General features: G+C 66.3%; 24 protein-coding genes. 4 read left to right on the top strand and 20 right to left on the bottom strand.

Going from position 1 to position 26,180, the window contains the following annotated elements; translation table 11 throughout:
- Genes GQE99_RS05780 through GQE99_RS05770 form a run of 3 tightly spaced genes read right to left on the bottom strand, consistent with a single transcriptional unit; the run spans position 1 to position 2,335 of the window.
- Positions 1–1,137: an ABC transporter permease gene (locus GQE99_RS05780; RefSeq protein ID WP_161350640.1), complete on the bottom strand. Its 1,137-nt coding sequence runs from the start codon at positions 1,135–1,137 to the stop codon at positions 1–3.
- A complete protein-coding gene (locus GQE99_RS05775; RefSeq protein ID WP_161350639.1) occupies positions 1,134–1,799 on the bottom strand; it encodes an ABC transporter ATP-binding protein in 666 nt (221 codons plus the stop codon). Before GQE99_RS05775 ends, GQE99_RS05780 begins: the two co-directional genes overlap by 4 nt.
- Entirely contained in the window at positions 1,796–2,335 is a 540-nt protein-coding gene (locus GQE99_RS05770; RefSeq protein WP_161350638.1) for an ABC transporter substrate-binding protein, read from the bottom strand. The genes GQE99_RS05775 and GQE99_RS05770 overlap by 4 nt, the downstream gene beginning before the upstream one ends.
- A gap of 190 nt (positions 2,336–2,525) precedes the next feature.
- Between GQE99_RS05770 and GQE99_RS05765 the strand changes: the two genes are divergently transcribed.
- Positions 2,526–5,207: a bifunctional acetate--CoA ligase family protein/GNAT family N-acetyltransferase gene (locus GQE99_RS05765; RefSeq protein ID WP_161350637.1), complete on the top strand. Its 2,682-nt coding sequence runs from the start codon at positions 2,526–2,528 to the stop codon at positions 5,205–5,207.
- Between the two features lie 28 nt (positions 5,208–5,235).
- Positions 5,236–6,159 carry a histone deacetylase family protein gene (locus tag GQE99_RS05760; RefSeq protein WP_161350636.1) on the top strand — a complete coding sequence of 308 codons (924 nt, stop codon included), beginning with the start codon at positions 5,236–5,238 and terminating at the stop codon, positions 6,157–6,159.
- Between the two features lie 33 nt (positions 6,160–6,192).
- Here the strand turns inward: GQE99_RS05760 and GQE99_RS05755 are convergent, their stop codons facing one another.
- The 17 genes from GQE99_RS05755 to GQE99_RS05680 form a co-directional block, all read right to left on the bottom strand.
- On the bottom strand, positions 6,193–7,101 hold the full coding sequence (locus GQE99_RS05755; RefSeq protein ID WP_161350635.1) for a helix-turn-helix transcriptional regulator: 909 nt from the start codon (positions 7,099–7,101) through the stop codon (positions 6,193–6,195).
- A 95-nt stretch (positions 7,102–7,196) separates the two neighbouring features.
- On the bottom strand, positions 7,197–7,613 hold the full coding sequence (locus tag GQE99_RS05750; RefSeq protein WP_161350634.1) for an acyl-CoA thioesterase: 417 nt from the start codon (positions 7,611–7,613) through the stop codon (positions 7,197–7,199).
- Positions 7,614–7,696: 83 nt separating this feature from the next.
- Positions 7,697–8,890: a benzoyl-CoA 2,3-epoxidase subunit BoxA gene (boxA, locus tag GQE99_RS05745; protein WP_161350633.1), complete on the bottom strand. Its 1,194-nt coding sequence runs from the start codon at positions 8,888–8,890 to the stop codon at positions 7,697–7,699.
- Between the two features lie 126 nt (positions 8,891–9,016).
- Positions 9,017–9,181: a hypothetical protein gene (locus GQE99_RS21255; RefSeq protein WP_202530589.1), complete on the bottom strand. Its 165-nt coding sequence runs from the start codon at positions 9,179–9,181 to the stop codon at positions 9,017–9,019.
- Between the two features lie 51 nt (positions 9,182–9,232).
- On the bottom strand, positions 9,233–10,684 hold the full coding sequence (gene boxB, locus GQE99_RS05740) for a benzoyl-CoA 2,3-epoxidase subunit BoxB (RefSeq protein WP_161350632.1): 1,452 nt from the start codon (positions 10,682–10,684) through the stop codon (positions 9,233–9,235).
- 52 nt (positions 10,685–10,736) lie between these two features.
- Positions 10,737–12,395 (bottom strand): 2,3-epoxybenzoyl-CoA dihydrolase, encoded by a 1,659-nt coding sequence (gene boxC, locus GQE99_RS05735; protein WP_161350631.1) that lies wholly within the window; start codon positions 12,393–12,395, stop codon positions 10,737–10,739.
- 135 nt (positions 12,396–12,530) lie between these two features.
- Complete coding sequence (locus tag GQE99_RS05730; RefSeq protein ID WP_161350630.1) at positions 12,531–12,890, bottom strand: DUF309 domain-containing protein; 360 nt, start codon at positions 12,888–12,890, stop codon at positions 12,531–12,533.
- Positions 12,887–13,702 carry an alpha/beta fold hydrolase gene (locus tag GQE99_RS05725; protein WP_161350629.1) on the bottom strand — a complete coding sequence of 272 codons (816 nt, stop codon included), beginning with the start codon at positions 13,700–13,702 and terminating at the stop codon, positions 12,887–12,889. Before GQE99_RS05725 ends, GQE99_RS05730 begins: the two co-directional genes overlap by 4 nt.
- A complete protein-coding gene (locus tag GQE99_RS05720; protein ID WP_161350628.1) occupies positions 13,702–15,237 on the bottom strand; it encodes a benzoate-CoA ligase family protein in 1,536 nt (511 codons plus the stop codon). The genes GQE99_RS05725 and GQE99_RS05720 overlap by 1 nt, the downstream gene beginning before the upstream one ends.
- 37 nt (positions 15,238–15,274) lie before the next feature.
- The gene (locus GQE99_RS05715; RefSeq protein ID WP_161350627.1) at positions 15,275–15,742 is read right to left on the bottom strand and encodes a 4-hydroxylaminobenzoate lyase; all 468 of its coding nucleotides are present in this window, start codon (positions 15,740–15,742) and stop codon (positions 15,275–15,277) included.
- A 215-nt stretch (positions 15,743–15,957) separates the two neighbouring features.
- The gene (locus GQE99_RS05710) at positions 15,958–17,550 is read right to left on the bottom strand and encodes an acyl-CoA dehydrogenase family protein (protein ID WP_161350626.1); all 1,593 of its coding nucleotides are present in this window, start codon (positions 17,548–17,550) and stop codon (positions 15,958–15,960) included.
- 10 nt (positions 17,551–17,560) lie between these two features.
- The gene (locus tag GQE99_RS05705) at positions 17,561–19,369 is read right to left on the bottom strand and encodes a feruloyl-CoA synthase (RefSeq protein WP_235917118.1); all 1,809 of its coding nucleotides are present in this window, start codon (positions 19,367–19,369) and stop codon (positions 17,561–17,563) included.
- A 4-nt stretch (positions 19,370–19,373) separates the two neighbouring features.
- A complete protein-coding gene (locus tag GQE99_RS05700) occupies positions 19,374–19,847 on the bottom strand; it encodes a MarR family winged helix-turn-helix transcriptional regulator (protein WP_161350625.1) in 474 nt (157 codons plus the stop codon).
- A gap of 4 nt (positions 19,848–19,851) precedes the next feature.
- Positions 19,852–20,622, bottom strand: a complete 771-nt coding sequence (locus GQE99_RS05695; RefSeq protein ID WP_161350624.1) for a crotonase/enoyl-CoA hydratase family protein — start codon at positions 20,620–20,622, stop codon at positions 19,852–19,854.
- An 87-nt stretch (positions 20,623–20,709) separates the two neighbouring features.
- Positions 20,710–22,206, bottom strand: coding sequence for a TRAP transporter large permease (locus GQE99_RS05690; protein ID WP_161350623.1), 1,497 nt, complete (start codon positions 22,204–22,206; stop codon positions 20,710–20,712).
- Positions 22,203–22,712: a TRAP transporter small permease gene (locus GQE99_RS05685; RefSeq protein WP_161350622.1), complete on the bottom strand. Its 510-nt coding sequence runs from the start codon at positions 22,710–22,712 to the stop codon at positions 22,203–22,205. The genes GQE99_RS05690 and GQE99_RS05685 overlap by 4 nt, the downstream gene beginning before the upstream one ends.
- 67 nt (positions 22,713–22,779) lie before the next feature.
- Complete coding sequence (locus GQE99_RS05680) at positions 22,780–23,835, bottom strand: TRAP transporter substrate-binding protein (protein ID WP_161350621.1); 1,056 nt, start codon at positions 23,833–23,835, stop codon at positions 22,780–22,782.
- Between the two features lie 438 nt (positions 23,836–24,273).
- On the opposite strand from GQE99_RS05680, the gene GQE99_RS05675 reads away from it, so the two are divergent.
- Together GQE99_RS05675 and GQE99_RS05670 are read left to right on the top strand one after the other, a co-directional pair.
- Entirely contained in the window at positions 24,274–24,939 is a 666-nt protein-coding gene (locus tag GQE99_RS05675; protein ID WP_161350620.1) for a hypothetical protein, read from the top strand.
- Positions 24,940–24,954: 15 nt separating this feature from the next.
- Positions 24,955–26,028 carry a GNAT family N-acetyltransferase gene (locus tag GQE99_RS05670; RefSeq protein WP_161350619.1) on the top strand — a complete coding sequence of 358 codons (1,074 nt, stop codon included), beginning with the start codon at positions 24,955–24,957 and terminating at the stop codon, positions 26,026–26,028.
- Positions 26,029–26,180: the final 152 nt, after the last annotated feature.

Raw genomic sequence — 26,180 nt, 5'->3', positions numbered from 1 at the left:
TCACTTGCCACGCAGGATCGCCGCCGGATCTTCGGAGGCCGCCCGCGCGGCGGGCACGTAGGCGCCGACAAGGCCGATCCCCAGCCCCAGAGCCAATGCGCGCAGGATCAGCCCTGCGTCGATCACCGGTTCCACGAAGCCCTCGACCGCCGGCGAACCGGCCACGATCCACGCGATCGCCACGCCGGTCGCGACGCCCAGCGCGGAGCCCGCGATGGTCAGCCAGGCGCCCTCGAGCATCAGCACCCGGATGACGCGCCCGCGCGGCCAGCCGACCGCGCCCATGATCGCGATCTCGCCGCGCCGTTCGTTCACCGCCATCGCCATGGTGTTGAGCACCGCGAGCCCGGCCGACACCACCGCGACGGTGGACACGACCCAGGCGAGGATGTTGGCGATGCGCAGGTTCACGTATTCCTGCACCATCTCCTCGGTCGCATCGACCGACAGGTCCGGGAACCGGGCTTCCAGCTCGGCCAGCACCGCGTCGCGCTCCAGCTCGTCGAGATCGTCCTCGAGCTTGGCCACGACCGACGTCGCCTGCCCGTCGCGGTAGGTCTGGGCCTGCACGTCCGACAGGAGCCCGATGGCCCCGTTTCGCCCCATGAGCGCGTCGGTGTCGTAGGTGCCCGTCACCACGAAGGGCGCGGCGAAGAGTTCCACCCGGTCGCCTTCGCCAAGCTCCAGCCGCTCGGCAAGCCGCGCGCCCAGCGCGATGCCGCCTGCAACATCGCCCGCCCGGTCGCGGGCCTCGGGGAACCGGCCCGTCACGAGCCGCAACGCCTCGAAGCTGAACGCGCCGGGGGCCCAGCCCACGACGAAGCTCGTCGTCGCCTCCCCGATGGTGGTCATGCGCCCCAGCTCCGGCGAGGCGGCCGCGATCCCGTCCACCTCCCGAACGTCCCCGGCAAGCTCTTCGGGTATGACCGAGGACAACACGTCCGCCGCCCCCGCCTCGGTCAGGATCACGTCCGTGCCGCGCGCCGAGAAGCTTTCCAGAAGCGTGCCCTCGATCCCGCGCACCAGGCCGACGAGCGCGATGTAGGAGGCGATAGCCAGCACCACGCCGAGGAGCGTGAGCCCGCTGCGCCACGGGCGGTGGGTGAGATTGCGCAGCGCGAGACCGGAGAGGGTCATGCCATCTCCTCCAGCTTGCCGTCGACGATATGGACCTCCCGACCGCACTGGGCGGCCACGTCCGGGTCATGCGTGACGATGACGACGGTCGTGCCGGCCGCGTTGAGGCCCTTCAGAAGCTCCACGACCCGCGTCGAATTGGCGGTATCGAGCTCACCGGTCGGCTCGTCGGCCAGCAGGATCGCGGGGCGGTTGGCAAGCGCACGGGCGATGGCGACGCGCTGACGTTCACCGCCCGACAGACCGGCCGGGTTGCGCTCGGCATGCGCCGAAAGTCCCACCTCCGCCAGGGCCGCCTGCGCGCGCGCGATGCGCGCGGACGCCGAGCGTTCGACCCCGATCATCGGCATTTCCACGTTCTGCACCGCGCTCAGCGTGGGCAGGAGCCAGTCGTCCTGGAACACCAGCCCGATCTTGCGGGCCCTGAGCCGCGCCCAGTCGGCCCGGCCGCGCGGCGTCTTGCCCTGCACGCTCACCGACCCGGCCTCGAGCCCGATGAGACCGGCCATCGCGTAGAGCGCGGTCGACTTGCCGGAGCCCGATGGTCCGGTGATGGCGAGCATCCCGCCCTCGGGCACGGAGAGGGACACGTGGTCGAGCGCCGGGTGCTCCATCCCCGGAAACGACTTCACCAGTCCACGCGCCTCGATCGCAAACGTCATCGGGAGCCGACCTTGTCGAGGTAGTCGAGAAGCTCCGGCATTTCCCCGGACAGAAGGTGCGGACGGAACTCGCGTCGTTGTTCGCTGGTCACGAGGATGCCTTCGACGGCGGCGTTGACCACCTTGTAGCCATTGCCCTCGGGGCGCAGGTAGAACTCCACCACCCGGCGCGTGCCGTCCGAGGCGACCTCGGCCCCGACCAGCATCACGTCGCCGCTCTGACGGGTGCCCAGCACCGTGAGCGTGCCCGTCCCGGACTCCAGCCTCCGGGTCACGAAGGTGCGCGCCAGGGCCGTGCGGTAGGCGTCGAGATAGTCGCGCCCGGCCTGCGCACGGTAGCCGTCCGGCAGCGCGGCGAAAGCCATCGCGGCAATGTCGAAATCGCGCGCCAACACCACGCGCGTGGCCTCGAGCCCCGCGTCGGCGGCGGCCGCCAGGTCCTCGGACAAGTCCTTCACGAAGCCCTGTGGATCGGCGGCCGCCGGGCCGAGCCCCGCCATCCATATCCAAAGGATCAGTGCCCAAATGCGTGTCATCCAGCCTCCCTGCCGCGTCCGACTGTAGGCACGGGATCCGCCGACGTTAAGCCGAGCCGTGCCAAAAACTTACTTCCCAAGCGTCAGTTTGATACGTGTCAAGGTAACGACAGGATTTGTGCTCATGGTCTGACCCTGACGAAGACCTGCGCCACGACGGCGCCCGCCCGCGAGCCGCAAGGAGCCAAAGATGGAAGACAGCCCCCTTAAGGGCATGATGGACGCCCGGTCGATCGCCGTGTTCGGCGCCTCCGAAAGCTCGACCTCGGTCGGGGCACAGGTGTTCGCCAACCTCGTCACCGACGGGTTCGACGGCGCGCTTTACCCGATCAACCCGAAGCACAAGAAGGTTCGGGGCATCCGGTGCTATGCGCGCGTGACCGACGTGGGCCAGGACATCGACCTCGCGGTGATCTGCACGCCCGCCCGCACGGTGCCCGGCATCATCCGCGAATGCGGCGAGGCGGGGATCAAGAACGCCATCGTCCTGTCGGCAGGCTTCGGCGAGGGCGGCAACAAGGGCGAGAACCACGAATCCGAGCTGCGCGCGGCGGCCAAGCGCGCCGGGGTTCGCTTCATGGGGCCCAATTGCGTGGGGCTCGTGCGGCCGTGGAACAAGATGAACGCGACCTTCCTGCGCGCGGGCACGCCCAAGGGCCGGCTCGCGCTGATTTCGCAGTCGGGCGCGTTGTGTTCGGCGATCTCGGACTGGGCCGGGCCGCATCACCTGGGCTTTTCGGCGCTCGTGTCGCTGGGCAACTCGGTCGACATCGATTTCGGCGACATGCTGCAATACCTCGCCTCGGACCCGCATACCGATGCGATCCTCCTCTACGTGGAAGGCGTGCGCCATGCACCCAGCTTCATCTCTTCGTTGAAATACGCCGCGCGACTGAAGCCGGTGATCGTGCTCAAGTCCGGACGCCACACCGCCTCTTCCGCCGCCGCGCATACGCACACCGGCGCGCTCATCGGGTCGGACGCCGTGTTCGACGCCGTGCTGGAGCGTGCGGGCGCGGTGCGTGCCATGACCTTCGGCCAGCTCTTCGCGGCGGCCGAGATCCTGTCGTCCTCCAAGAAGGCCACCGGCAACCGGCTGTCGATCATCACCAACGGCGGGGGCGCGGGCGTGCTCGCGGCCGACCGGGCGGCCGATCTGAACCTCGAGCTGCCCGAACTCGACCCCAAGACCAAGGCGTCGCTGGAAAAGCTTCTCCCGCAATACTGGAGCCACGCGAACCCGGTCGACATCCTGGGCGACGCGGGCGCGCATGAATACGGCGCGGCGGTGAAGGCGGTCTACGAGGATCCCCATACCGACGGGCTGCTCGTGATGCTCACACCGCAAGCGATGACGGATGCCACGGCCGCCGCGCAGGCGGTGGTGGATGCGCTGCCGAAGCGGCGGCGCAAGCCGGTGCTGGCCTGCTGGATGGGCGAGGCGAGCGTCGCCGAGGGGCGGCGTGTCCTGTCGAAAAACGGCGTGGCCGACTTCATCTCGCCCGAGCGGGCGGTGGAGGCATTCTCCTACCTTGCCGAGCACCATCGCAACCGCAAGCTGGCGCTCCAGACGCTGGGCCCGCTGTCGCCCTCGACCGCGCCGGACCTCGAAGGCGCGAGGCTGATCATCCAGGCGGCCCTGGCCGAGGATCGCGACATGCTTTCGGACCTCGAAAGCAAGGCGCTTCTGAAGGCGTTCCGCATCCCGATTAACCTCACGGTCGAAGCGAAGACGGCGGCCGAGGCGGTCGTCGCCGCCTCCACCGTCGGGTTCCCGGTGGCGATGAAGATCTCGTCGCCCGACATCACCCACAAGTCGGACGTGGGCGGGGTGCGCACGGGCATCGGCGACGCGGCCGAGGTCAAGCGCGTGTTCCGCGACATCTCGGACCGGGTGCGCCGGGAACGGCCCAACGCGACGATCCGCGGCATCACGGTCGAGGCGATGGCGGACATCGACTCCCCCCGCGAACTGGTGGTGGGCGCCAGCCGCGACCCCGTCTTCGGCCCGACCATCCTGTTCGGCGCGGGCGGCACCGCCGTCGAGGTGATCAAGGACAGCGCGGTCGCCCTGCCCCCATTGAACGCGGTGCTGGCCGAGCGGCTCATCAACCGCACGCGGGTGAGCCGGCTTCTGGACGCCTACCGCGACAACCCGGCGGCCGACCGCGAGATGGTGATCTTCGTGCTCCGCCGGGTGTCGCTGATGGTCAGCGAGCTGCCGGAGATCGTGGAGCTCGACATCAACCCGCTGATCGCGGGGGCCAACGGGGTGCTGGCGGTGGACGCACGCATCCGGATCGCGCGGCCGCCTGCACGCGACGGGCAGTACGATCACATGGCGATCGCGCCCTACCCCCGCCACCTGATCCGGCAGGAAACGCTCGCCGACGGCACCCCGCTCGTCATCCGGCCGATCCGGCCCGAGGATGCCGAGAGCGAACAGGAATTCGTGAAAAGCCTGTCGGAGGAAGCGCGCAAGTTCCGCTTCATGGGCGTGTTGAACGAGCTGTCGCCCGAGATGCTCGTGCAATTCACCCAGATCGATTACCGCCGCGAGATGGCGCTGGTCGCGATGGCCGAGATCGACGGGCGCGAGAAGCAGTGCGGCGTGGCCCGCTACGTGATCAACCCGGACGGGCGCAGCGCCGAGTTCGCGGTGGTTGTGGGCGACGCTGTCCAGCACCAGGGAATCGGCACGCGGCTGATGAAGGGCCTTTTCCGGGCCGCCCGCGATCACGGGCTATCGACCATCGAAGGCAGCGTGCTCAAGCACAATGCACCGATGCTGAAACTGATGGAAGAACTGGGGTTCACCACCCGGATCGACCCGGACGATGCCGAGCTGGTGATCGTCGAACGGGTCTTGTGACACCCGAGCAGGCTGGACGGGAGGGGACATGCTGGCTTTCATTTCGCACCACGAGTGCCATGACCACGACGCGGGGGCGTTTCACCCGGACCAGCCGATCCGGCTCGAGGCGATCACAAACCAGCTGATCTCGTCCGGGCTCGACTACGTGTTGCGCCACTACGATGCTCCCCGGGTGGCGCGCGCGCAGCTCGAACGGGTGCACGATCCCGACTACATCGACCGCGTCTACGCGCTGGCCCCCGGGGATGGCATGAAATCGGTCGAGGTGGACGGGGACACGGTGATGTCGCCCGGAACGCTGCGCGCCGCCGAACGCGCGGCGGGTGCGGGCGTCCTGGCGGTCGACCTGGTTCTCTCGGGCGAAGCCAACCCCGCCTTCTGCGCCGTGCGCCCGCCGGGCCACCATGCCGAGCACGGCACCGCGATGGGGTTCTGCCTGTTCAACAACATTGCCGTCGCCGCCGCCCACGCGATGGAGGCGCACGGGCTGGAGCGCGTGGCGATCGTCGATTTCGACGTGCACCACGGCAACGGGACCGAGGACATCTTCAAGGCCGAGACGCGGGTGCTGTTCTGTTCGTCCTTCCAGCACCCCTTCTATCCGTTCACGGGACACGAGAAAGAGACCCCCAACCTCGTCGACGTGCCGTTGCCCGCGGGCGCCGGGTCGACGGAGTTCCGCGAAGGGGTCGAGGCGCATTGGCTGCCCCACCTGGAGGCGTTCGATCCGCAGATCCTGATGATCTCGGCCGGCTTCGACGCACACGTGGCCGACGACATGTCTAGCCTCGCGCTCACCGACGACGATTACGAGTGGGTCACGGCGAAGCTCGCCGATATCGCCGCGCGCCATTGCGAGGGGCGGATCGTGTCCATGCTGGAGGGCGGCTACGAGCCCGCCGTGCTCGCCCGCTCCGTCGTGCGCCACCTCAACGTCCTTATCGGCTGAGGCGGCTCGGGATGCCGACGGGCCGCGCGGCCCCTAGACGAAGCCCCGGTCACGGATCAAAGAGACGAGTTCCTCGAGGCTCTCGTCCTCCGACTTGCTTGAGGTGTCGAGCTGGGCCAGCGCGCGGTCGTAGAGCGCTTCGCGCGAGGTGAGAATGGACTTGAGCTGCTCCATCGCCTCGGGGTTGCCCGCCATCGGGCGCTCGTCGCCCTGCTCGCGCACGCGTGCCATGTGTTCGGCCGGGGTCGCCTTGACCCAGATCGTGTGGAAATTGCTCAGAAGCCGGTTGTAGGTCTCGGGCTCGGCCACGATGCCGCCGGCGACGGCGAGGATCATCGTGTCGTGGGTGGCGATCACCCGCGACATGGCCTGGGCTTCAAGACGCCGGTAGCCCTCCTGCCCGTAGAACGCCATGACCTCGTCCACGGGCATGCCAGCCTGTTCCTCGATCTCGCGGTTGAGTTCGACGAAGGGGATGCCGAGTTCACGGCCTGCACGCCGCCCCAGCGTGGACTTGCCGGCCCCGCGCAGGCCCACGAGGCAGACGCGGTGGGCGCGCCGGGCGGCCATCGGTTCCGGGCTGAGCGTGCGCAACACGGCGGCCTGCACGTCGGAATTGGCCGTGCGGTAGAGGTCGGCCACGCGCAGGGCGTCCGAGGTCCAGGGATCGTCCTCGCCCACCAGCCATTCGATCTTGTGGTCGAGCGCGGCGGCGACCTTTTGCAGAAGTCCGATCGAGATGTTGCCCTCGCCCGCTTCAAGCTGGGCGAGGTAGCGCGGCGAGACGCCCGACTTCTCGGAAAGCACGCGGCGCGGGATGCCCTTGCGGTCACGCGCCCGGCGCACCCGTTCGCCCACGCGCGCGATCAGGTCATCGGCCGGGTTGTCCCCGTTGTCCGCCTGCGCGCGGGCCTCGCCGCGAAAGTTGGTGATCTCGGCCATGCCGCCTCATGTTCAATAGTGCATAAATCCTAGGCAGAATACCGGGTTGGATCAAAGGAAATCGGCCCGATTCCGGGATATAGTGCACATTTGCCTCAGTCGCGCACCAACGGCTCCAACACCGCGCGCACATGATCGGGCGGCGGGTTCTTGGTGAAGGTGGACGCCTGCACGAAGACCTCGGTGAATGTGCCCTCGAAGTTGAGCTTGCCGTCCTGCCGGCCGGTCACGCGGAAGGTGATCGAGGTGTTGCCGAGCCGCGTGGGCACGACTTCGCAGCGGAGCGGGTGGCGCGGGGTCACGGGCGCGCGGAAATCCAGCGCCATCGACACGAAGGGCATGCCCATGTCGTTGTCCATCTCCTGGACGAACCAGCCACCGCCCAGGTGGTGGTCGACGAAGGCGTTGATCGCGTCGAGGCAGAAGTTGGGGATTCTGCCGGTGTAGACGATCTGCGCGGGGTCGCAGTCGCCCCAGGTCACTTTGATCTCGTGGATGAAAGGTTCGCTCATTACTGTCCCTGCCTCACGTGCAATCGGGGGCGCGCGGCCCCCGATCCTGTTTGCGTCATCTGTCCGCGACCCGGGCCGCGTGATCAATAGGTCTCGACGTGGTAGCGGCCCTCTTCGCGCATGCGGTCGCGGATCGGTTTCCACTCAAGCCCTTCGCCCCGGGCGATGTCGGCCAGCGCCTCTTCGACGCCGTGCTCCATCTCCTTCTTGCCGCAAATGTAGAAATACGCCTTGTCGGACTTGAGGAGCTTGGCCACGGCCTCTTTCTCTTCGCGCAGCTTGTCCTGCACGTAGTGCTTGGGCTCGTCCTCGAGCCGGGAGAAGGCGAAGATCTTGCGCAGGAAGTCCTCCGGCACCTTCTTGAGCGGGCCGAAATAGGGCAGCTCGCCCGGTTTGCGCGCGCCGAAGACCAGCGTCATCTTCTGCGTCGCCGAAGGCATTTCGCGCTGGCGCCGCATGGTGAAGCCGCGGAACGGGGCCGAACCCGTGCCGGTACAGATCATCAGGAGCTCCGCGTCCGGGTCGGAGGGCAGCAGGAAGGTGGACCCGAACGGACCGGTGACGCGGACCTTGTCGCCCTTCTTCAGGTCGCAGATGTAGTTCGACGCGACCCCGTGTTCCTCGCGCTTCACGGTGAGCGACAGGTTGTTGTAGCCGGGGCGCTCGCCGTCGCGGGGGCTCGAGACCGAGTAGAGGCGCGGCAGGTGCGGCTTGCCTTCGGCATCCTCGCCCGGCGGGATGATCCCGATCGACTGGCCTTCGAGCACCGGCATCGGCTGGCCGGCGAAGTCCAGGATGATGTGGCGCACGTCGGCGTCGCTGTCCTCGGCGGTCAGGCGGTAGTTGCCCTGCACCGTCGCCTCGATCGGCTTGCCGAGGTTGTAGAGGTTCACGGTCGCCTTCGAGGCCGACTGGGGCGCCACGGACTTGCCGCCCGCGCCGGCGTGGGCCTCGGCCAGGAGCGCGGCCATTGCTTCGTCGAGCGCCTCCATCGCGCCGTCGCCCTCGGCGGCCGGTTCGATGTCTTCCTGCTCGGGCAGCTCGGTCCACTCGAACTGCTCTTCGAGCGAATAGGGCGTGTTGACCACGCGCCACTCGTCGATCGAGCCGGTGGGGCAGACCGGGATGCAGTCCATGCAGAAGTTGCACTTCTCGGCATCCACCACGACGTTGTCGTCGTTGTGCGTGATCGCCTCGATCGGGCAGGTCATCTCGCAGGTGTAGCAGCGGATGCAGATTTCCGGATCGATCAGGTGCTGTTTGAGCGGCTTGTTCATCTGGCTACCGTTTGAAAAGAGGCCCCGGGGCACGCCCGGGGCGGGATTTCGTGGTTGGCTGGCATGTCGGCAACGGGCCGCAGTGCCGGGACATGGCCCGGGGTCGCGTCGCCGGTCCGGGTGGCGTCACTTGCCCTTCAGGACAAGTTCGGGGACCAGCATCGCTTCGATCAGTTCGTGGCAGAGGCCCTTGCAATCGGTGCACCCGACGCAACCGGATTTCAGTCCGGACATCTTGTGGGCCAGGTCCTGGCTGCGCGGCGCGTGGCCGGTTTGGCGGTCGATCTGCATGGGGTCCTCCCTCGGGTCTGGTGGCGGGGACCGAGGCCCCCGCCCCTTGGCTTACGCCATGTGCAGCTTCACGTACTCGAAGTCGCCCGGCTTGTTGTCGATACCGACTTTCGGCGGCGCGATCCAGCTTGCGAACTTGCCCGGCTCGGTGACCGGCACCATGAGCGACTGGATGAAGTCGCCGTCGGCGTGGGTCGGCAGCCAGTTCGGGATGCCGGCGTCGTACTCGGCGCCCGAGACGATCTTGCCGTCCGGATCGAAGTTGTGGCCGGCGAAGACGCCGATCTTCCGGTTGAAGCTCTCGTGCGGCAGCTTGAGCTCGAACTGAACACCGGCTTTCTCGATGATCTTGTTCCAGCGGCCGACGCCACCGGCGGCGTCCTTGATGTAGTCGTCGCGCAGACGCATGTTGATCGCCGTCAGCGCCGGGACCTCTTTCTGAACGGCCTTGCCGTCTTCGAAATCCCACACCGTGTAGGTCGCGTCCTTGAGCATGTGGTCGTCGTCGATCCGGTGCTCCTGGAAGCGGCCCTTGATGCCCGCGTTGAACGCGTTGGCTGCGTTCGTCGACACTTCCTGGCCGAACAGGTCGAGCGACAGGGTGTAGTGCAGGTTGAGCTTCTTCTGGATGGTCGGCAGGTCGATGACGCCCAGGCTACGGATCTTGTCGATGTCGTAGGGGTCCTCGATGCCGTTCTCGCGCATCACCTGGCAGGTCTTCTCGATCGTGCGGCCCACGCCGGTCTCACCCACGAACATGTGGTGGGCTTCCTCGGTCAGCATGAAGCGGCAGGTGCGGCTGAGCGGGTCGAAGCCCGACTGCGCCAGCGACTCGAGCTGCATCTTGCCGTCACGGTCGGTGAAGTAGGTGAACATGAAGAACGACAGCCAGTCCGGCGTTTCCTCGTTGAAGGCGCCCAGCATGCGCGGGGCTTCTTCGGAACCGGAGGAACGGACCAGCAGGTCGTTGGCCTCTTCGCGGCCGTCGCGGCCGAAGTACTTCTGGAGCAGGTAGACCATCGCCCAGAGGTGACGGCCCTCTTCCACGTTCACCTGGAACAGGTTGCGCATGTCATAGAGCGACGGGGCGGTGAGGCCCAGGAAGCGCTGCTGCTCGACCGAGCCCGGCTCGGTGTCGCCCTGGATGACGATCAGGCGCTTGAGCATGTTGCGGTACTCGCCCGGCACTTCCTGCCAGGCGGCCTGGCCGTAATGCTCGCCACAGGGAATGGTGCGGCCTTCGACCTGCGGGGCAAGCAGGACGCCCCAGCGGTACTCGGGCATCTTGACGTAGTCGAACTTGGCCCAGCCCTTCGGGTCGACGGAGACGGCGGTGCGCAGGTACACCATCGACTTCTGGAACTTCTCGGGGATGAGATCATTCCACCAGTTGATGTAGCCGGGGTGCCATTTCTCCAGCGCTTTCAGAACCTTGCGGTCCGACGAGAGCCCGACGTTGTTCGGGATCTGGGTGTCGTAGCTGACATTGATAAGGTCGACCATTTGTCTCTCCCTATGGGTTTTGGGCGGGCACGATAGCCCGCCCTTAGTTCGGTTAGACGCGTTCCATGTTGTATTCGCCGCGCACGCCGGTGCCGTAGCGCTGCAGCGCGCCGTTCTCGCCCACCGCGTTCGGGCGGTTGAAGATCCAGTTCTGCCAGGCCGTCAGGCGGCCGAAGATCCGGGTCTCCATCGTTTCGGGGCCGGCGAAGCGGAGGTTGGCTTCCATGCCCGTCATCGCGTCCGGGCTGAACGAGGCGCGCTCTTCCATGAAGATGCGGATCTCGTCGTCCCAGTCGATGTCGTCGAGGATCATGGTCACGAGGCCCAGCTCGTCGGCCTCTTCGGCCTCCAGTGCCTCGCCGATCGCGCCCTTGGCCTTCTCGAGGCTCTCGGGCTCGCCCAGGAAGCGGGTCTCGAGGCGGCTCAGGTCGTTGCCCATCGGGTAACGGCCGAAGTTCGATTCCGACAGCGTGATGGTGGCGATCGGGCGGTTGTCGCCCTCGAACTCGTCTTCCATCATGTACGACCGGTCGACGGCGAAGAGCAGCTCGGCCAGGACGCCGGCGTAGCACGAACCGTGCTCGACCAGCGCGGTCAGCGAACGCGAGGTCACGTCGACACGCTTCAGCACGCGCTTCCAGAACTGCAGGATCTCGTTGGCGAGCCAGTTGTCCTCGTTGGCGAGCAGAAGGTCCTCGTGCGCCTTCACCTGCTCCGGGTCGCCCTGCGTGCGGAACACCCACAGGCCCAGCTCCATCTCGTTGAGGCGCAGGTGCATGATCGCGTCGTCCAGCTCGCGGGCGAGCTTGAGGAGGTAACCCTCGGCGCCCTGCGCGACCACCTCGTCGATCGATCCCGGCGCGTCAGCATCGGGACCCGACAGCGTGATGGTGGCCTTTCGGCCGTCACGGTCGATCTCGACTTCGACGAGGTCGTAATGCACGCCCTTGTCGTCGATGGTGCGGTTGAGCGGGGTCAGCTCGATGCCCTTCTCGACATCGGGCTTCGTCGAGTTGGCGGCGAATTCACGGGCGCGCTCGGCGACGGTCTCTTCGAACTTCGAGTTCGGGATCACCTCGTCGACCAGGCGCCAGTCCTTGGCGCGCTTGCCCTTGATGCCCTCTTCGATCGAGCAGAAGATGTCGGCCCGGTCGCGGCGCACCTTGCGCTTGTCGGTGACGCGGGTCAGCCCGCCGGTGCCCGGCAGCACGGCCAGGAGCGGCACTTCCGGCAGCGCGACGGACGAGGTCGAGTCGTCGGTCAGCATGATGTGGTTGCAGGCCAGCGCCAGTTCGTAGCCGCCGCCCGCGCAGGCGCCCTTCACGGCCGCGATCCATTTCTGGCCCGAGTCCTGCTCGGCCGCTTCGAAGGTGTTGCGCGTCTCGTTGGTGAACTTGCAGAAGTTGACCTTGTGGCTGTGGGCGGCCCCGCCCAGCATGCGGATGTTCGCGCCGGCGCAGAACACGAGGTCCTTGCCCGACTTCATCACGACGGTCTTCACCTCCGGGTGCTCGAAGCGCATCCGCTGCACGACGTCCGACAGTTCGATGTCGACGCCGAGGTCGTAGGAATTCAGCTTGAGCTTGTAGCCGTCGAAGAGGCCGGCGTCTTCGTCGACGTCCATGATGACGGTGGCCACGGGCCCGTCGTATTCCACTTTCCAGTGGCGGTACTTGGACGGGTCGGTTTGAAAGTCGATCACCTTGCTCACGGCTGGGTCTCCTTGTTCGCGTGTTTAGCAACATAGTGCGTGTTCGAAACCAAGTCTACACTATGGTGCACTATAGTGCTTGTTTTTCTTTTGTTTAAAATCAGTGACTTGTGATTTATTGCAGCGCGGTTTGCACTATTGTGCACCTTCTTGCGCCGCGTTTTCGAGTGATTCCAGCTCCGCCCGCGCCCAATCCACCAGGTCGCCCGTTCCGGCCCGCGCCAGGTGGTCGCGCGCCAGCGCCGCGATACGCGACGCGGCGCGCTTCTGGTCCATGACGAGTTTCAGGTTTCCGTTGGCGAGCTGTATGATCGCCTGCATCAGCGCCTTTTCCGGCGAATTGGGGGGCGCGGCCATCCAGACCGGCTCCCACGCCTCGTGCGCTTCCCAGAAGTAGCCCGCCCGGTACTGGGCGAGCCCTTCCTCGAGCCCGGGCGCGATCGAGCCTTCGGGCGGACGGGCGTTGCGCCCGGGGACATGGGGCGGCGCGCTCAAAGCCCCTCGGGCTCGGCGGCCTCCATCTGGTCCAGATGGGCGCAGAACTCCACGATCGCCGCGAGCGTTTCCTCGGGCTTCTCGAGATGCGGGGCATGTTTCGCCCCGTCGATGATCGCGATGTCGGCCGGCGAATAGGTCCGCGTCTCGATCTCGTCGATCTGGGCGAGCGTGCCGTACTGGTCGTCGCGCCCCTGGATCGCAAGGCAGGGAATGCGCCAGTAGTCGATGACCTCGGCCACGTTCCAATCCTTGAACCCCGGCGCGAGCCAGCTGTCGTTCCAGCCCCGGAAGGTGTTATCGGGGTCCTTGTGGTAACGCGCCATCTTCTCCTTCAGGCCGCCTTCTTCGTAGGCTTCCTTCGCCTTGGCGATCTCGGCCAGCCCGGAAGGTTCGGTGAAGAAATGCGGCGCGATCAGGATCAGGCCCCGGATACGCACGTCGGACACCCGGCCCGCGTATTCCGCCGCGATGGTCGCCCCGTCGGAATGACCGAGCAGCACGTAGCCCTCCGCCCCGATCTGGTCGAGCACCTCGGGCAGCACGTCCACCGCCTCGCGCGTCATGTAGTCGAGCGGTCGCGGCAGGTCGGCGAGATCCGACTGCCCATAGCCCGCGCGCGAGAAGACGAAGACAGGGTGGCCGGTGGCCTTGGCCACGTTGGCCGGCACGTCACGCCACAGCGCCGTGCATCCCAGCCCCTCGTGCAGCATCACGATCACCGGCTTGTCGCCCGGCTTCGGCCCGTGGCAAGCGTATTCGAGCTGCTTGCCACCGGCGGTGAGAAACCCGTGTTCGGTCCAGTCCAGCATCAATGCGCGTCCCTCAGCTTGAAGCGTTGGATCTTGCCGGTCGCTGTCTTGGGCAGCTCGTCGACCACGTCGATCCAGCGCGGGTATTTCCACATGCCGATCTTTTCCTTGACGAATTCCTTGATGTCGTCCGGCGTCGGCGCGTCCACGCCCTCCTTCAGAACGATGAAGGCGGCGGGCTTGGTCAGGTCCTTCTCGTCCTCGCGCGCCACCACGGCGGCTTCGAGCACGGCGGGGTGGTCGATCAGGGCCTGCTCGACCTCGAAGGGGCTGACCCAGATGCCCGAGACCTTGAACATGTCGTCGGTGCGGCCGCAATAGACGTAGCGCCCTTCCGGGGTGCGCTCGTACTTGTCGCCGGTGCGCGTCCAGTGCCCCTGGAACGTGTCCTGCGACTTGTAGCGGCGGTTCCAGTAGCCCTCGGCGCTCGACGGCCCGCGCACGAGCAGCTCGCCCACGTCGCCCTCGCCCACGTCCTCGTCATGCTCGTCCACGAGACGCACCTCGTAGCCCGGCACCGCCTTGCCCGAGGTGCCGTAGACGATGTCGCCCGGACGGTTGGACAGGAAGATGTGCAGCATTTCGGTCGAGCCGACACCGTCGATGATCTGGGCCTTCCAGAGCCGCTCCCACCGCTCGCCGATCTCGCGCGGCAACGCTTCACCGGCGGAGGTGCAGATGCGCACGTTGTGATCGGGTTCGGTCCCCGCCTTTTCCTGCGCGGCGACCATCGCGGCGTAGAGAGTGGGGACCGAGCAGAAGATGGTCGGCCGCTCTTCGGCAAGGATCCTGGACACGCCGTCCGGGGTCGGGCGGCCGCCAAGCAGCACGGCCGTGGCCCCCACGGACAGGGGGAACGACATACCGTTGCCCATCCCGTAGGCGAAGAAGAGCTTCGCCACGGAGAACACGGTGTCGTCCTCGCGGATGCCCAGCACCTGCGCGCCGAACGTGTCGGCGGTCGCCTTGAGCGAGGAATGGATATGGCGCACGCCCTTGGGGGTCCCGGTCGAACCGGAGGAATAGAGCCAGAACGCCAATTCATCGCCGGAGGCGTCGCACGTCTCCTCGACCGGCGCATCCTTCACGAAATCCGTGTAGCTTTCCGTACCCTCGGGCGAGTCGCCGATCACGACGACGGTGCGAAGGTAACGGTTGCCGTCGACGGCGGGCTTCACCGTCTCCCAGAGCTCTTTCGACACGACGAGGATCGAGGCGCGGCTGTCGTTCAGGATCGCCTCGTAGACGCTGGCGGACAGGAGGGTGTTGAGCGGAACCGGGATGGCGCCCGCCTTGAGCGAGCCCCAGAACACCACCGGGAACTCGATCTGGTCGCGCACGATCATCGCGACGCGTTCCTCGCGGCGCACACCGTGCTTGTGCAGCGCACCGGCCCAGCGCCCGGCGTGCTCGGCCAGTTCGCCATAGGTCAGCGTGCGTTTCTCGCCGTCGGCCTCGCGGAACGCGACCTTGTCGCCACGGCCCTCTTCGATGTGCCGGTCCACGAAGTAGACGGCTGCGTTTTCGTTGGTCATCTGGTCCTCCCAACCAGGCGCACGGCGCCCGACCTCGTTATTTTCCTGTGAATTCGATCGCGCCGTCGGGCAGCAGGTAGAGCACGTAGGCATCGCCGCCGGTCACCGTCGGATGGTGGTCGGACCCCGGCGGGTAGACGTACCAGCCCGGTTCGAACGCATCGAACTTCGGCTGTCCTTCCAGCGGCATGACCGCCCCGATCTCGCCGTTGGTGTGAACGTGATGCGGACCCTTCACGTCCTTCATGCGCACAACGTCGACGGAGAAGCCGCCGGCCGGGCCGCCCGGCTTGATCGCGCGGCCGAACTTGATGCCACCGGCCTCGCGCTCCATCAGCCAGCCTTCGCGTTCGCCTTCGGCGCACAGCTCGGACAGGCGTTTGAAGTCGGCGCCGTCCGCCGGGTACTCGCGGTTCAGGAACTCGGCCATATTGTCATCGAGCGGAACGCCTTCGAGGCGGGCCGCGATGGATCCGACGAGCACGGAAAAGTCTTCTGCTGACATGTGTCCTCCCGAACATGCTGGCGTGAATCGATGTGCTATATAGTGCACAATACTGCACCAATGGCAACAGCCTGGAAGCGTATTTGCATTTTAGTGCACACGCGCGCAGAGGTGGACGTCGGCGCCTTGGCAGGCGGTCTTGCGCACAGGCGCAAAGGCCCGCGGGCCGGATCGAAACCCGGCCCGGGCGGCCTTCATCGGCCTGCCGCGCAGGTTCAGGCGGCGGTCATTTCGGCGAGGTCGGCATCGCATCTGGCGGCCTGCCGCGCGACGAGCGCGGCAACGCGGCGGATGCGCGCGGGATCCGGGTGGTTGTCGGCATTGGCCGCCATCTTCGCCCACATCGCCTGCTCCAGCACGCGGGAGGTCAGGCGGATGAACGGCGTGGCGATCTGCCCGGGATCGACCCCGGTCTCCAGATGCGCACGCGCGCCCTGCCACGCCTTGAACGCCGTCTCGAGCGCCGGGCCGCCGTCGATGCCGCTCACGAAGTCGACGAAAGCGTCCATCGCCGCCCCGTTCTCGAGCCGCAGAAGCCGCCCGGCGAGACCCATCGCATGGATGCCCGAGGCCCCTTCGTAGATCGCGGCGATGCGCAGGTCGCGGTAGGTCTGCTCGATCCTGTATTCCTGAAGGTAGCCATAGCCGCCCAACACCTGCATCCCGGTTTCGGCCGCGCGCAGCCCCTGCTCCGAGGCATACCACTTGATGACGTGGGTCAGCAGCTCGAGCAGCCACGGGTTGTCGCCGCTTTCCAGCGTGACGAGCGCGAGATGCGTCATGGCGCGCGCGCCCATCGCGATGGCGTCGATCTCGTCGAGCATCCGGCGCACGTCGCCGTGCTGGTCGATCGTCACGGGGCCGTCGGGCCCCTTGCCCTGCACGCGCTCGGCGGCATAGCTCGACGCGATGTCGTAGGCGCGGGCGGAATGCGCGACGCCCTGCAGCGCCACGTCGACACGGGCATGGTTCATGACCTCGAACATGGCGCGCAGCCCCTGCCCTTCGGTCCCGATCAGCTCCGCCTCGGCTCCGTCGAAGGCGAGCTGGCAGGTGGGCTGGGCATGCAGTCCCATTTTCTCCTCGATCCGCGTGACCTTGACCGCGTTGCGGCTGCCGTCGTCACGGTCCGAGGTGCAGGCGAACAGCGACAGGCCCTTCACGCCGCTGTCCATGTCGCCGGTACGCGCGAGCACCATGTGAAGCACGCCTTTCGACAGGTCCTGGTCCCCGCCGGAAATGAAGATCTTCTCACCGGTGATCCGCCAGGTGTCGCCGTCCTGCACCGCGCGGGTGCGTATGCGGCCGAGGTCGGAGCCCGCCCCCGGCTCGGTCAGCGCCATCGTGGCGAGGTAGTCGCCCGAGGCGAGCCGCGGCAGGTACTTCGCCTTCTGCTCTTCGGTCCCGAAATGCTGGAACACCCGGTTGTGGCCCACTGCCAGGGAGACGAGCATCTGGAAAGCGTGGTTCGCGCCCATCAGGATCTCGTGCACCACGCCGCCGGTCACGCCGTCCACGCCCATGCCGCCGAACTCCTCGGGCAGCATGAGGCCGGGCCAGCCGCCCTCGACGTATTGCGCGAACATGTCGTGGAACTCGGGCGGCAGGACCACCCGGCCGTCCACGAGCTTCGCACCCACCCTGTCCCCGATCTCGTCCGTCGGCGCGATGACGTCTTCGGCGAACGAGGCGAAATGCTGGGCGATCTCGCGCGACATCTCGGGGTCGTAATCCTCCACGCGGCCTGCATCGACCACGTGGTTCAGGATGAAGAAGATGTCCTCGATCGGGGCGGCGAAAGGCTTCATGCGCGTGTCCTCAGATGGTGATGGTCGCAGGATCGTTGTCGTCGTAGAGCCGCTCCAGCAGCGCTTTGCGGCGGTCGAGCACCTTGCGGTAGTTCAGGTTGCCCTTGGCGGTCATTTCGCCCTCGCCCATGTTGGGCGGCTCTTCCAGCACGATGGCCCGGCCGATGCGCGAGGACGACCCCGACACTTCTCCGGCGCGGGTGGCCAGGCGGCGGCGGATGTCCGACTGCAGGCTCGCGTTGATCAGCGCGCCGCCGTCCGAGTCCATCGAGTAACCTTCCTTCTCGAGCTCGGCGACGTTCGGGAAGATCATGATCCCGATCTCGTTCTTGTCGGCCCCGGTAACGACGATGTCTTGCGCCAGCGCACCGATGCAGCCGAGCATGTCGAGCCGCAGCTGCGCCGCGCGCACCCAGGTGCCGGTGAGCAGCTTGAAATCCTCGGAAATGCGGCCGTCGAACTTCAGCCCCTTGTCGTAATTGTCCGGGTCCACGAACTTCATCGCGTCGCCGGTCAGGAAGAAGCCTTCCTCGTCGAACGCCTCGGCGGTCTTTTCCGTGTTGTCGAAGTAGCCGTCGAAGATCGACGGGCCCTTCACCCGGACTTCGCAGCGCATGTCCTCGTCCGGGATGAGCTTCACCTCGACGCCGGGGAGCGGCACGCCGACGATGCCGGAGCGGTCCGTCGGCTCGTACTGCAGCAGCGCGGCCGGGGCGGTTTCGGTCAGGCCCCAGGAAGAGTTCATGAGGGGCAGCTCGCCCAGCACCTCGTGGGCGGCGTCCTCGATCCCCTTCCAGGTCTCCTGCGGGAGCGAGGCGCCGGCGTAGAAGATCATGTCGAGGTCTTCGAAATACTTCTGCTTGAACTCCTCGTCCGTCTGCATCGCCTTCACGAGCCCGGCGAAGCCCACCGGTACGTTGAAGCTGATCGTGGAAGGGGCGAGCTTGTAGTTCTCGACCGTGCGCCCGATCAGCGCCGGCGTCGGCTTGCCGTCGTCGATGTAGAGCGTGCCGCCGTTGGCCAGCATCATGTTGAAGTTGTGCGACCCGCCGAAAACGTGGTTCCACGGCAGCCAGTCGACCAGTACCGGCGGGTATTCCTTAAGGAACGGCAGCACCTGCGCGATCTGCACCTGGTTGGTGGTCATCATCCGGTTGGTGGTCGGTACGCCCTTGGGCAGCGACGTGGAGCCGGAGGTAAGAAGGATCTTGCCAACCGTGTCCGGGCCGGTGGCGGCGAAGGCCGCATCGACATCGACGCTGTCGTCACCCTTGAGGAGCTCGGCGAAGGGCGTGACCTTGTCGTTCTTGCCGGGGCGGGAGGCGACTAGTTCAATGTCGTCGAAGATATCGAGCGCGAGCGCCTCGGCATACTGGTCGGCATCGACCGCGTAGGCCAGGCCCGGCTTCGTCATCTCGACCGCGTGACGCAGGCGGCCGTGGGCACCGTGGATGAGCGCGTATTGCTCGGCCACCGGAACCACCGGAACGCCCACGTACTGACCCGCGAGGGCGAGAAGGCCGTGGTCGACGCCGTTGCCCGACATGACGAGCACCGGCTTGTCCGGGCCCAGGCCGCGCGCGAGCAGCGCGGCGGCGATGGCGCGCACCTGCTCGAGCGCTTCGGCGTAGCTGACCTCGCGCCAGCCCGCGCCGTAGCGTTCGGCCAGGAAGGTGCGCTGCGGAGCTTCTTCGGCCCATTGGTGCAGCCAGTCGCCGGTGCGGTCCACGACCGGGCCCAGCGGCTCGGCCGCGGTATAGATCATCGTCCCGTCGGGGCGGGTTTCGACCTTGGTGGCGTGGGACTTGTATTTCGACATCGGGTCAGCTCCTCCCTGTGCCCTTCGATTCAATCTTCTGCAGCATGGCGATCAGGCTTTGCCTCTCGCCGTCGCTGAGCGGTTCGTAGAGTGCGGCCTCGTGGCCCCGCACCGCCTCGGTCGCGCGCGCGAGCAGGCGTTCGCCGGCGGCGGTAAGTTTCAATGCATATGTGCGCCGGTCCGAGGCCAGCCGTTCACGGGTCACGAGACCGCGGGTCGACAGCTCATCGGTCACCGCGACCAGGTTCGGACGCTCCACGGACAGTGCCGTGGCAAGCTGGGCCTGGCTGAGCCCCGGGTTCTCGCCGATCACCGTGAGCGCCGAGAACGTGATCATGCGAAGCCCGAGCGGCTCCAGCGTTGCGACAAGGTCGGCATGGATCACGTTCCACGCGCGGCGCAGGTTGAACCCCAGGAAGGGGCGCAACGCCGCGTCGGTGACCTTGGGCGCCGTGGTGGTCTCCTCCCTGTCCACCATGGCGTTACGTGAAGCTCGGGTCGCGCTTCTGCAGGAAGGCCTGCAACCCCTCGACCGCGTGCGGGCTGGTCTGGGTGAGCGCCGCGCACAGGCTTTCGGTGAAGAAGCCGTCCGTCTTGGACATGTCCTCGATCCGTGCGATCGCCTGGATCATCACGTAGTTCGAGAGCGGCGCGTTGTCGGCGATCTTGCGCGCGAGGTCCTGCGCCATCGCGAGCGCTTCGCCCTCGCCCACGACGTAATGCGCGAGACCCAGGGTCTTGCCCTCTTCGGCGCCGTACTTGCGGCCGGTGAGCATCATCTCGATCATCCGGTCGGCACCCAGGATGCGGCCCACGCGGACCGAGGCGCCACCGCCCACGAAGATGCCGCGCCGTCCCTCGGGCAGCTGGAAGATGCAGGACGGTTCCGCGATGCGCACGTGGGTGGCCGTGGCAAGCTCGAGCCCGCCGCCGATCACCGCGCCGAACATGGCCGAAACCACCGGCAGGCCGCCGAACTGGATCTTGTCCATGATCGCGTGCCAGCCGCGCGAGTGGCGCATGGTGCCCTCGGCGTCGCGCTGCTCGTGTTCGGCCAGGTCGAGGCCCGAGCAATAATGCCCCTCGGTCCCCGTCAGGACCACGGCGCGCACGCTTTCGGGCGGGTTCGAGAAGAACGCGTCGATCTCTGCGAGCAATTTGTCGGACATCGCGTTGCGCTTGCCCGGACGGCTCATGGTCAATGTCGCGATCCCGTCCTCGGACAGATCGATTTTCAGCAACGGCTCGGCCATGAACCCCTCCTCCTATAATGATTATGCCTTGTATCTATCTCGGCAAAGAAAAGCAACCGGCCCCGGAGGGGCCGATTGCGGAAATGATCAGGTGATCAGGAACAGCGTGATCATCGGGAATGCGACCAGCAGCGCCACCCGGATCAGGTCCGAGGTGATGAAGAACAGCACCGCCTTGTAGGTCTCGACGATCGGTGTCTGCCGGTCCATCGCGTTGATGATGAACAGGATCATGCCCACCGGCGGCGTGATCAGCCCCGTCTCGACCACGATCAGCACCAGGATGCCGAACCAGATGGCGGTGTACTCAAGCCCGATCGCGTTGGCACGCAGTTCGGTCAGGCGCACGCCCACCTCGGCGGACAGCTTGCGGGGCACTTCCTCGCCCGCCGCCATCAAGGCGTTTATCTGGTCCATCACATCCTGCGCGACCCCCTGCGCGGCGCCGTTGGCGATCGCCTCGCGGATCATGTCGTGCTGCATGGTAACGAAGTCGACGAAGCCGAAGTCGAGCACCGAGATGATCGGGAAGAAGATCGGAATCGTCAGCAGGATCATCGACAGGCTGTCCATGAAGCAGCCCAGAAGCAGGTAGAACACCAGGATGATGAGCAACACCATGTAGGGCGAGTAGCCCTGCGCGGACACCCAGTCCGCCGCGGTCTGCGGCACCTGGCTGACGGCAAGGAAGCCGTTGTAGAACGCTGCCCCCAGCACGATGAAGAAGATCATCGCGGTCGAGCGCGCGGTCGCGGTGAACGACCCCATCAGGGTCTTCCAGGTCAGCCCGCCGTTGAACAGCGCGATGATCCCGGTGCCCAGCGCGCCGACGGCCGCACCCTCGGTCGGGGTGAAGAGCCCGCCGTAGATGCCGCCGACGACGAGGCCGAAGACCAGCAGGACCGGCCACACGTCGAACATCGCGCGGAACCGTTGAGCCATCGGGACCGGCGGACGCACGCCGGCCGATTTCGGGTTCAGGCGCACGTAGATCGAAATCATGATGATGTAGCCGATCGCGGCCAGGATGCCGGGAATGATCGCCGCGGCGAAGAGCTTGGCGATGTTCTGCTCGGCGAGGATCGCATAGATCACGAGCACGACGGACGGCGGAATGAGAATGCCCAGCGTGCCGCCGGCCGCGAGCGTCGCGGTCGAGAAGCCGCCGGAATAGCCGTAGCGCTTGAGCTCCGGCAGGGCGACGCGCCCCATCGTGGCCGCGGTGGCCAGCGACGAGCCGCAGATCGCGCCGAAGCCCGCGCAGGCGCCGATCGCGGCCATCGCGACGCCGCCCCGGCGGTGGCCCAGCCAGCTTTCGGCGGCCTTGAAGAGCGACTGGCTCATCCCGCCCAGCGTCGCGAAATGCCCCATGAGCAGGAACATCGGAACGATGGAGAGCGAGTAGCTCGAGAAGGTGGTGAAGGTTTCCGTCTTCAGGCGCGCCAGCGCGATGTGGAAGCCGTCATTGATGATCCCGAGCCCGAGAAAGCCGGCGAGGAACATCGCCAGTCCGATCGGAACACGCAGGAAGATCAGCAGCAGAAGGGCCGGAAAGGACCACAGTCCGATCTCGATATTGGTCATGTTTCGCCCCCCTCGACGGCGATGGAGTTTCCGGTCACGGCCTCGGTGATGCGCACGAGGGCGTGCCAGACACCCACGACACCGCCGATGACGGCGGCGCAGAACGAGGCCAGGTAGCCCCACCAGACCGGGAATTGCAGAAGAAGCGTCGTCTGGCCCGAGTTCATCTTGGAGACGAGCCCGCCGTAAAGCTGGACGGCGATGATGATCAGGACGACGGCGAAGACGGTGTCGATCACGGCCAAAAGCCAGCGATGCGCGCGCTCGCCCAGCGCGTTGGTGAAGATATCGACGGTCGCATGGGCCCCGGTCATGTGCGCGTAGGGCAGGAAGGCGAAGATGCAGAAGGCCATGCCGGCCTCGACCAGCTCGTAATCGCCCGTGATGGCCCCGAGGCCGGTTTCACGCCCGACGATCGAGACGACGACGATGACGATCAGGACGGCCAGAACGATGCCGCCAAGAATGGCGAGCAGTCTCGACAGACCAAGGAAAAAGCGGTTCATGGGGTCCCCTGTGCTTGTCCGGGTGCGACGGTACGCGCGGCGGAGGACCCGCCGCGCGTCATGAGGCTTAGCTGTCGCCGTAGGTGTCGATGTCGGCCATGTTCTCGCCGCACTGCTCCATGCGGGTCTTGGCCTCTTCGATCAGGGCGTCGCCGTTTTCCATGCCGGAGGCCCATTCTTCGTAGATCGGGTTGACGATGGCATCCCATTCCTTCGCCTCTTCTTCCGAGACGGTGATGATGTTGTTGCCAAGGTCGACCGCCACCTGGCGGGCCGGGCCATCGGCGTCGGCCTGGGTGCCGCCGGCGAAGACCGAGAACTCGAGGCCGGAGTTGGCGTCGATGACGGCCTTGTTCTCATCCGAGAGGCCCTCGTAGACGTCCTTGTTCATGGCCAGCACGAAGGTGAGGTTGTAGAGCGCGGCGCCCTCGAACTCGGTGTGGTTGGTCACGAGTTCCGGAACCTTCAGCGCGTAGGTCACTTCCCACGGAATGGTGGTGCCGTCGATCACGCCCTTGGAGAGCGCTTCCGACACGGCCGGGACCGGCATGCCGACCGGCTCGGCGCCGACACGGGTGAGCAGGTTGTTCACGAGGCGCGAACCGCCGCGGATCTTCATGCCTTCCAGGTCGGAGGGTACGCGGACCGGCTCGTTGGTGTGGAACATGCCGGGGCCGTGGACCCAGGTGCCGACGATCTTCACGTCGGAGAACTCGCCGTCCTTCATGTGCTCTTCGAACATCTGCCAGTAGGCGCAGGAGGCTTCGCGTGCGTCTTCCACCATGAAGGGCAGCTCGAACACTTCGGTCGTCGGGAAGCGGCCGGGGGTGTAGCCCACAACGGTCCAGACCACGTCAGCGATGCCGTCGATCGCCTGGTCCATGAGCTCCGGCGGGGTGCCGCCCAGCGCCATCGAGGCGTAACGGTCGACCTTGATGCGGCCCTCGGAATCCTCTTCGACATTGTCGGCCCAGACATCGAGCACGAGCTTCGGCACGTTGGCCTGCGCCGGCAGGAACTGGTGCAGCTTCAGGGTGACTTCCTGGGCGAAGGCACCGCCGGCGGTGAGCGCGGTCAGCGCGGCGCCCGACACGAGTGCCTTGAACATGTTTGACTTGGTCATTGATTCTCCTCCCATTGACCTGGACTGTGGCATTATATTGCCACTCGCCGTCTGACTTGTGCCATATACTGCCACTCGTTTCCACAAGTTTTCGCAGCGCAGACATCCTGACGGACGATGATGGATTGAATGATATGATCCATAACGATTATGCGCAATACCTTTTGCGCATCCGCCCCTGACAGCGGGGGCGAGTGAACCCGGAAACGGGATCTCGATCAAGAGTTTTTTCGACTCCCCGGTCGGTGAATTGTCGCAGGCGACCTGCGAATCTCTCACGGCCCACGTTCCCGAAGCGGGGACAATCCCGATCCAACAAGGAAACTGGCGCGAAAAATGGAACAAAAATCGTTCAAAAACAGGATTTTATTGACTTTTAACAAAATGGTGAGCACCGTCCAAGCGGGGGTTACAGGAATGCAGGGGGATTCTGCTGCCATGTTTAATTACGACCCCGCTCGTTACCGGGATGCTCTCGATCGCGAGGGCTACGTTCATCTCAAATCCATTCTGACCGACGATTTCCTCGACAGCCTCACCGGCTTCTTCGAGGCCGCCCTGGCCGACGCGAACAAGGAAAGCGCCGACTGGCGGATCGCCAAGAAGAAACGGCAATTCGTGTACGAATTCCCGAGCGACGAAGCGGCTGAAACATTTCGTACGCGCATCGCGGAACTGACCGGCATCGACGCGGACACGCTCACCATCTCGGAACGGCACATCAAGCTCTACGAGCCCGATGCCGCGCCCTACCCGGCGCCGCACAAGGACCGCGCCGCGTCGTCCTTCTCGATCGGCTTCCCGATCAAGCTGCCGCAAGGCTCGAGCGTCTGCGTCTTTCCCGATCTCGACCCGGGCCCGAACGAAGAGGAGCGCGCGGTATTCCTCGACACCGGACCCGACGGGTCTGCCGAGGCGATGTATGCCAGCGACAGCGCGAAGGTGCTGAACGAGGAGCTGGGCGACATGATCGTCTTCCTGGGCTCCGCGATCTACCACGAACGCGTGCGTGGCGCGGGCACTGCGGTTCTCTACATCAAGATCAACGGCGAGGGCGCCGACCCGTTGGGCGAGAACATCTACGGGAAGACGGTCGCGGCCTGACCCGGTGAGGTGAAGATGCAGATCGAGATCATCCAGCCGTCCGAGATCGACGACGGGCTCGCCACGGCGTGGCGGGCACTCCAGGCGTCGGACCCGGACCTGGGCGGGCCGTTCTTCACGCCCGACTTCGCGCGGATCGTGGGCCGGGTGCGCCCCGACGCGCGGGTCGCGGTGGTGCGCGACGGCCCGGATGTCTCGGGCGTCTTCACCTACCACCGGCAGCGCTTCGGACGTCTCGCGCCCCTGGCAGGCCAGATCTCGGACTACCACGGGCTTGTCGCCCGGCCGGGGCACCACATCGACATGCGCGCGATCCTGCGCGCCGCCGAAGCGCAGGCTTTCGACTTCAACCACGTACCGCGTTCGCAGGCCGGTTTCGTGCCGCATGCCTACCGCGACACGACGTCGCCGCTGGTCGACCTGCGCGACGGGTTCGACGCCTGGTTCGCCGACAAGAGCGCGCAGAACCGGTCGTTCCGCGACCTCGCGCGCCGCACCCGCAAATTGGAGCGCCAGCACGGGCCCGTCCGGCTCGTCGCCAACGACACCTCCCGGGCCACCTGGGATACCTTCATGGACTGGAAGCGCGCCGCGCTCGCTGCCGCCGGAGCGGGCTACATCCTCGACACCGGCTGGGCGGGCGACATCGCCCGGGCGATCCGGGACACCGACACGCCGGAGTTCGGCGGCATGACCTCGGCCCTGTGGGCCGGCGACACGCTGGTGGCCGTGCATTTCGGCATGCGCTCGGCGCGTCGCCTGCATTGGTGGTTCCCGTCCTATTCGCACGCGCATGCCAAGATGTCGCCCGGCCTCATCCAGATCGTCGAGATGCTGCGCCACCTCGACGCCCAAGGGTTCGAAGAGCTCGATTTCGGGCGCGGCGAACAGCGCTACAAGCGCGATTTCATGAACGCGGAACGTCCGCTGCTGGAAGGGTCGCTCGAGCGGCCCGCGAGCCTTATGGGCGTCCCTCGGCGGTTGCGCAAAGGATTACAGGCGGCGGCCAACCGGCTGCCGTCACCGAAAGTGCCGGAATTCACCCGGCGCGCGGGCGACAGGCTGCTCGGGGCGGGGCGGCTGACGTGAGCGCGGCGGGAAACATCCGGTCCCACCGGACCATGGGCGGGGTCATCCTGACCCCGATGGGGGCATCGTTCGGAACGGGTCAACCGTCTGATATACTTGATCTATTTCGATCACGAAGGGGGCACCCCGACACGGGGTGAACATTCAACGTC

This window comes from Maritimibacter harenae (genome assembly GCF_009882975.1).
Taxonomy (GTDB): domain Bacteria; phylum Pseudomonadota; class Alphaproteobacteria; order Rhodobacterales; family Rhodobacteraceae; genus Maritimibacter; species Maritimibacter harenae.
Note: the sequence above shows the minus strand (reverse complement) of the source record. Positions and strands in the feature narration are given on the sequence as shown.

Excerpts from the sequence above, each read along its gene's own strand:
- GQE99_RS05780 (WP_161350640.1), bottom strand. The coding sequence starts at position 1,137 with ATGACCCTCTCCGGTCTCGCGCTGCGCAATCTCACCCACCGCCCGTGG.
- GQE99_RS05755 (WP_161350635.1), bottom strand. The coding sequence starts at position 7,101 with ATGGCCGAGATCACCAACTTTCGCGGCGAGGCCCGCGCGCAGGCGGAC.
- GQE99_RS05685 (WP_161350622.1), bottom strand. The coding sequence starts at position 22,712 with ATGAACCGCTTTTTCCTTGGTCTGTCGAGACTGCTCGCCATTCTTGGC.
- GQE99_RS05725 (WP_161350629.1), bottom strand. The coding sequence starts at position 13,702 with ATGCTGGACTGGACCGAACACGGGTTTCTCACCGCCGGTGGCAAGCAG.
- GQE99_RS05750 (WP_161350634.1), bottom strand. The coding sequence starts at position 7,613 with ATGAGCGAACCTTTCATCCACGAGATCAAAGTGACCTGGGGCGACTGC.
- GQE99_RS05770 (WP_161350638.1), bottom strand. The coding sequence starts at position 2,335 with ATGACACGCATTTGGGCACTGATCCTTTGGATATGGATGGCGGGGCTC.
- GQE99_RS05715 (WP_161350627.1), bottom strand. The coding sequence starts at position 15,742 with ATGTCAGCAGAAGACTTTTCCGTGCTCGTCGGATCCATCGCGGCCCGC.
- GQE99_RS05720 (WP_161350628.1), bottom strand. The coding sequence starts at position 15,237 with ATGACCAACGAAAACGCAGCCGTCTACTTCGTGGACCGGCACATCGAA.
- GQE99_RS05690 (WP_161350623.1), bottom strand. The coding sequence starts at position 22,206 with ATGACCAATATCGAGATCGGACTGTGGTCCTTTCCGGCCCTTCTGCTG.
- GQE99_RS05710 (WP_161350626.1), bottom strand. The coding sequence starts at position 17,550 with ATGAAGCCTTTCGCCGCCCCGATCGAGGACATCTTCTTCATCCTGAAC.
- boxA (WP_161350633.1), bottom strand. The coding sequence starts at position 8,890 with ATGAACAAGCCGCTCAAACAGCACCTGATCGATCCGGAAATCTGCATC.
- boxB (WP_161350632.1), bottom strand. The coding sequence starts at position 10,684 with ATGGTCGACCTTATCAATGTCAGCTACGACACCCAGATCCCGAACAAC.
- GQE99_RS05705 (WP_235917118.1), bottom strand. The coding sequence starts at position 19,369 with ATGTCGAAATACAAGTCCCACGCCACCAAGGTCGAAACCCGCCCCGAC.
- GQE99_RS21255 (WP_202530589.1), bottom strand. The coding sequence starts at position 9,181 with ATGCAGATCGACCGCCAAACCGGCCACGCGCCGCGCAGCCAGGACCTG.
- GQE99_RS05775 (WP_161350639.1), bottom strand. The coding sequence starts at position 1,799 with ATGACGTTTGCGATCGAGGCGCGTGGACTGGTGAAGTCGTTTCCGGGG.
- GQE99_RS05695 (WP_161350624.1), bottom strand. The coding sequence starts at position 20,622 with ATGGCCGAGCCGTTGCTGAAAATCGATCTGTCCGAGGACGGGATCGCG.
- GQE99_RS05675 (WP_161350620.1), top strand. The coding sequence starts at position 24,274 with ATGTTTAATTACGACCCCGCTCGTTACCGGGATGCTCTCGATCGCGAG.
- GQE99_RS05760 (WP_161350636.1), top strand. The coding sequence starts at position 5,236 with ATGCTGGCTTTCATTTCGCACCACGAGTGCCATGACCACGACGCGGGG.
- GQE99_RS05765 (WP_161350637.1), top strand. The coding sequence starts at position 2,526 with ATGGAAGACAGCCCCCTTAAGGGCATGATGGACGCCCGGTCGATCGCC.
- GQE99_RS05680 (WP_161350621.1), bottom strand. The coding sequence starts at position 23,835 with ATGACCAAGTCAAACATGTTCAAGGCACTCGTGTCGGGCGCCGCGCTG.
- GQE99_RS05700 (WP_161350625.1), bottom strand. The coding sequence starts at position 19,847 with ATGGTGGACAGGGAGGAGACCACCACGGCGCCCAAGGTCACCGACGCG.
- GQE99_RS05670 (WP_161350619.1), top strand. The coding sequence starts at position 24,955 with ATGCAGATCGAGATCATCCAGCCGTCCGAGATCGACGACGGGCTCGCC.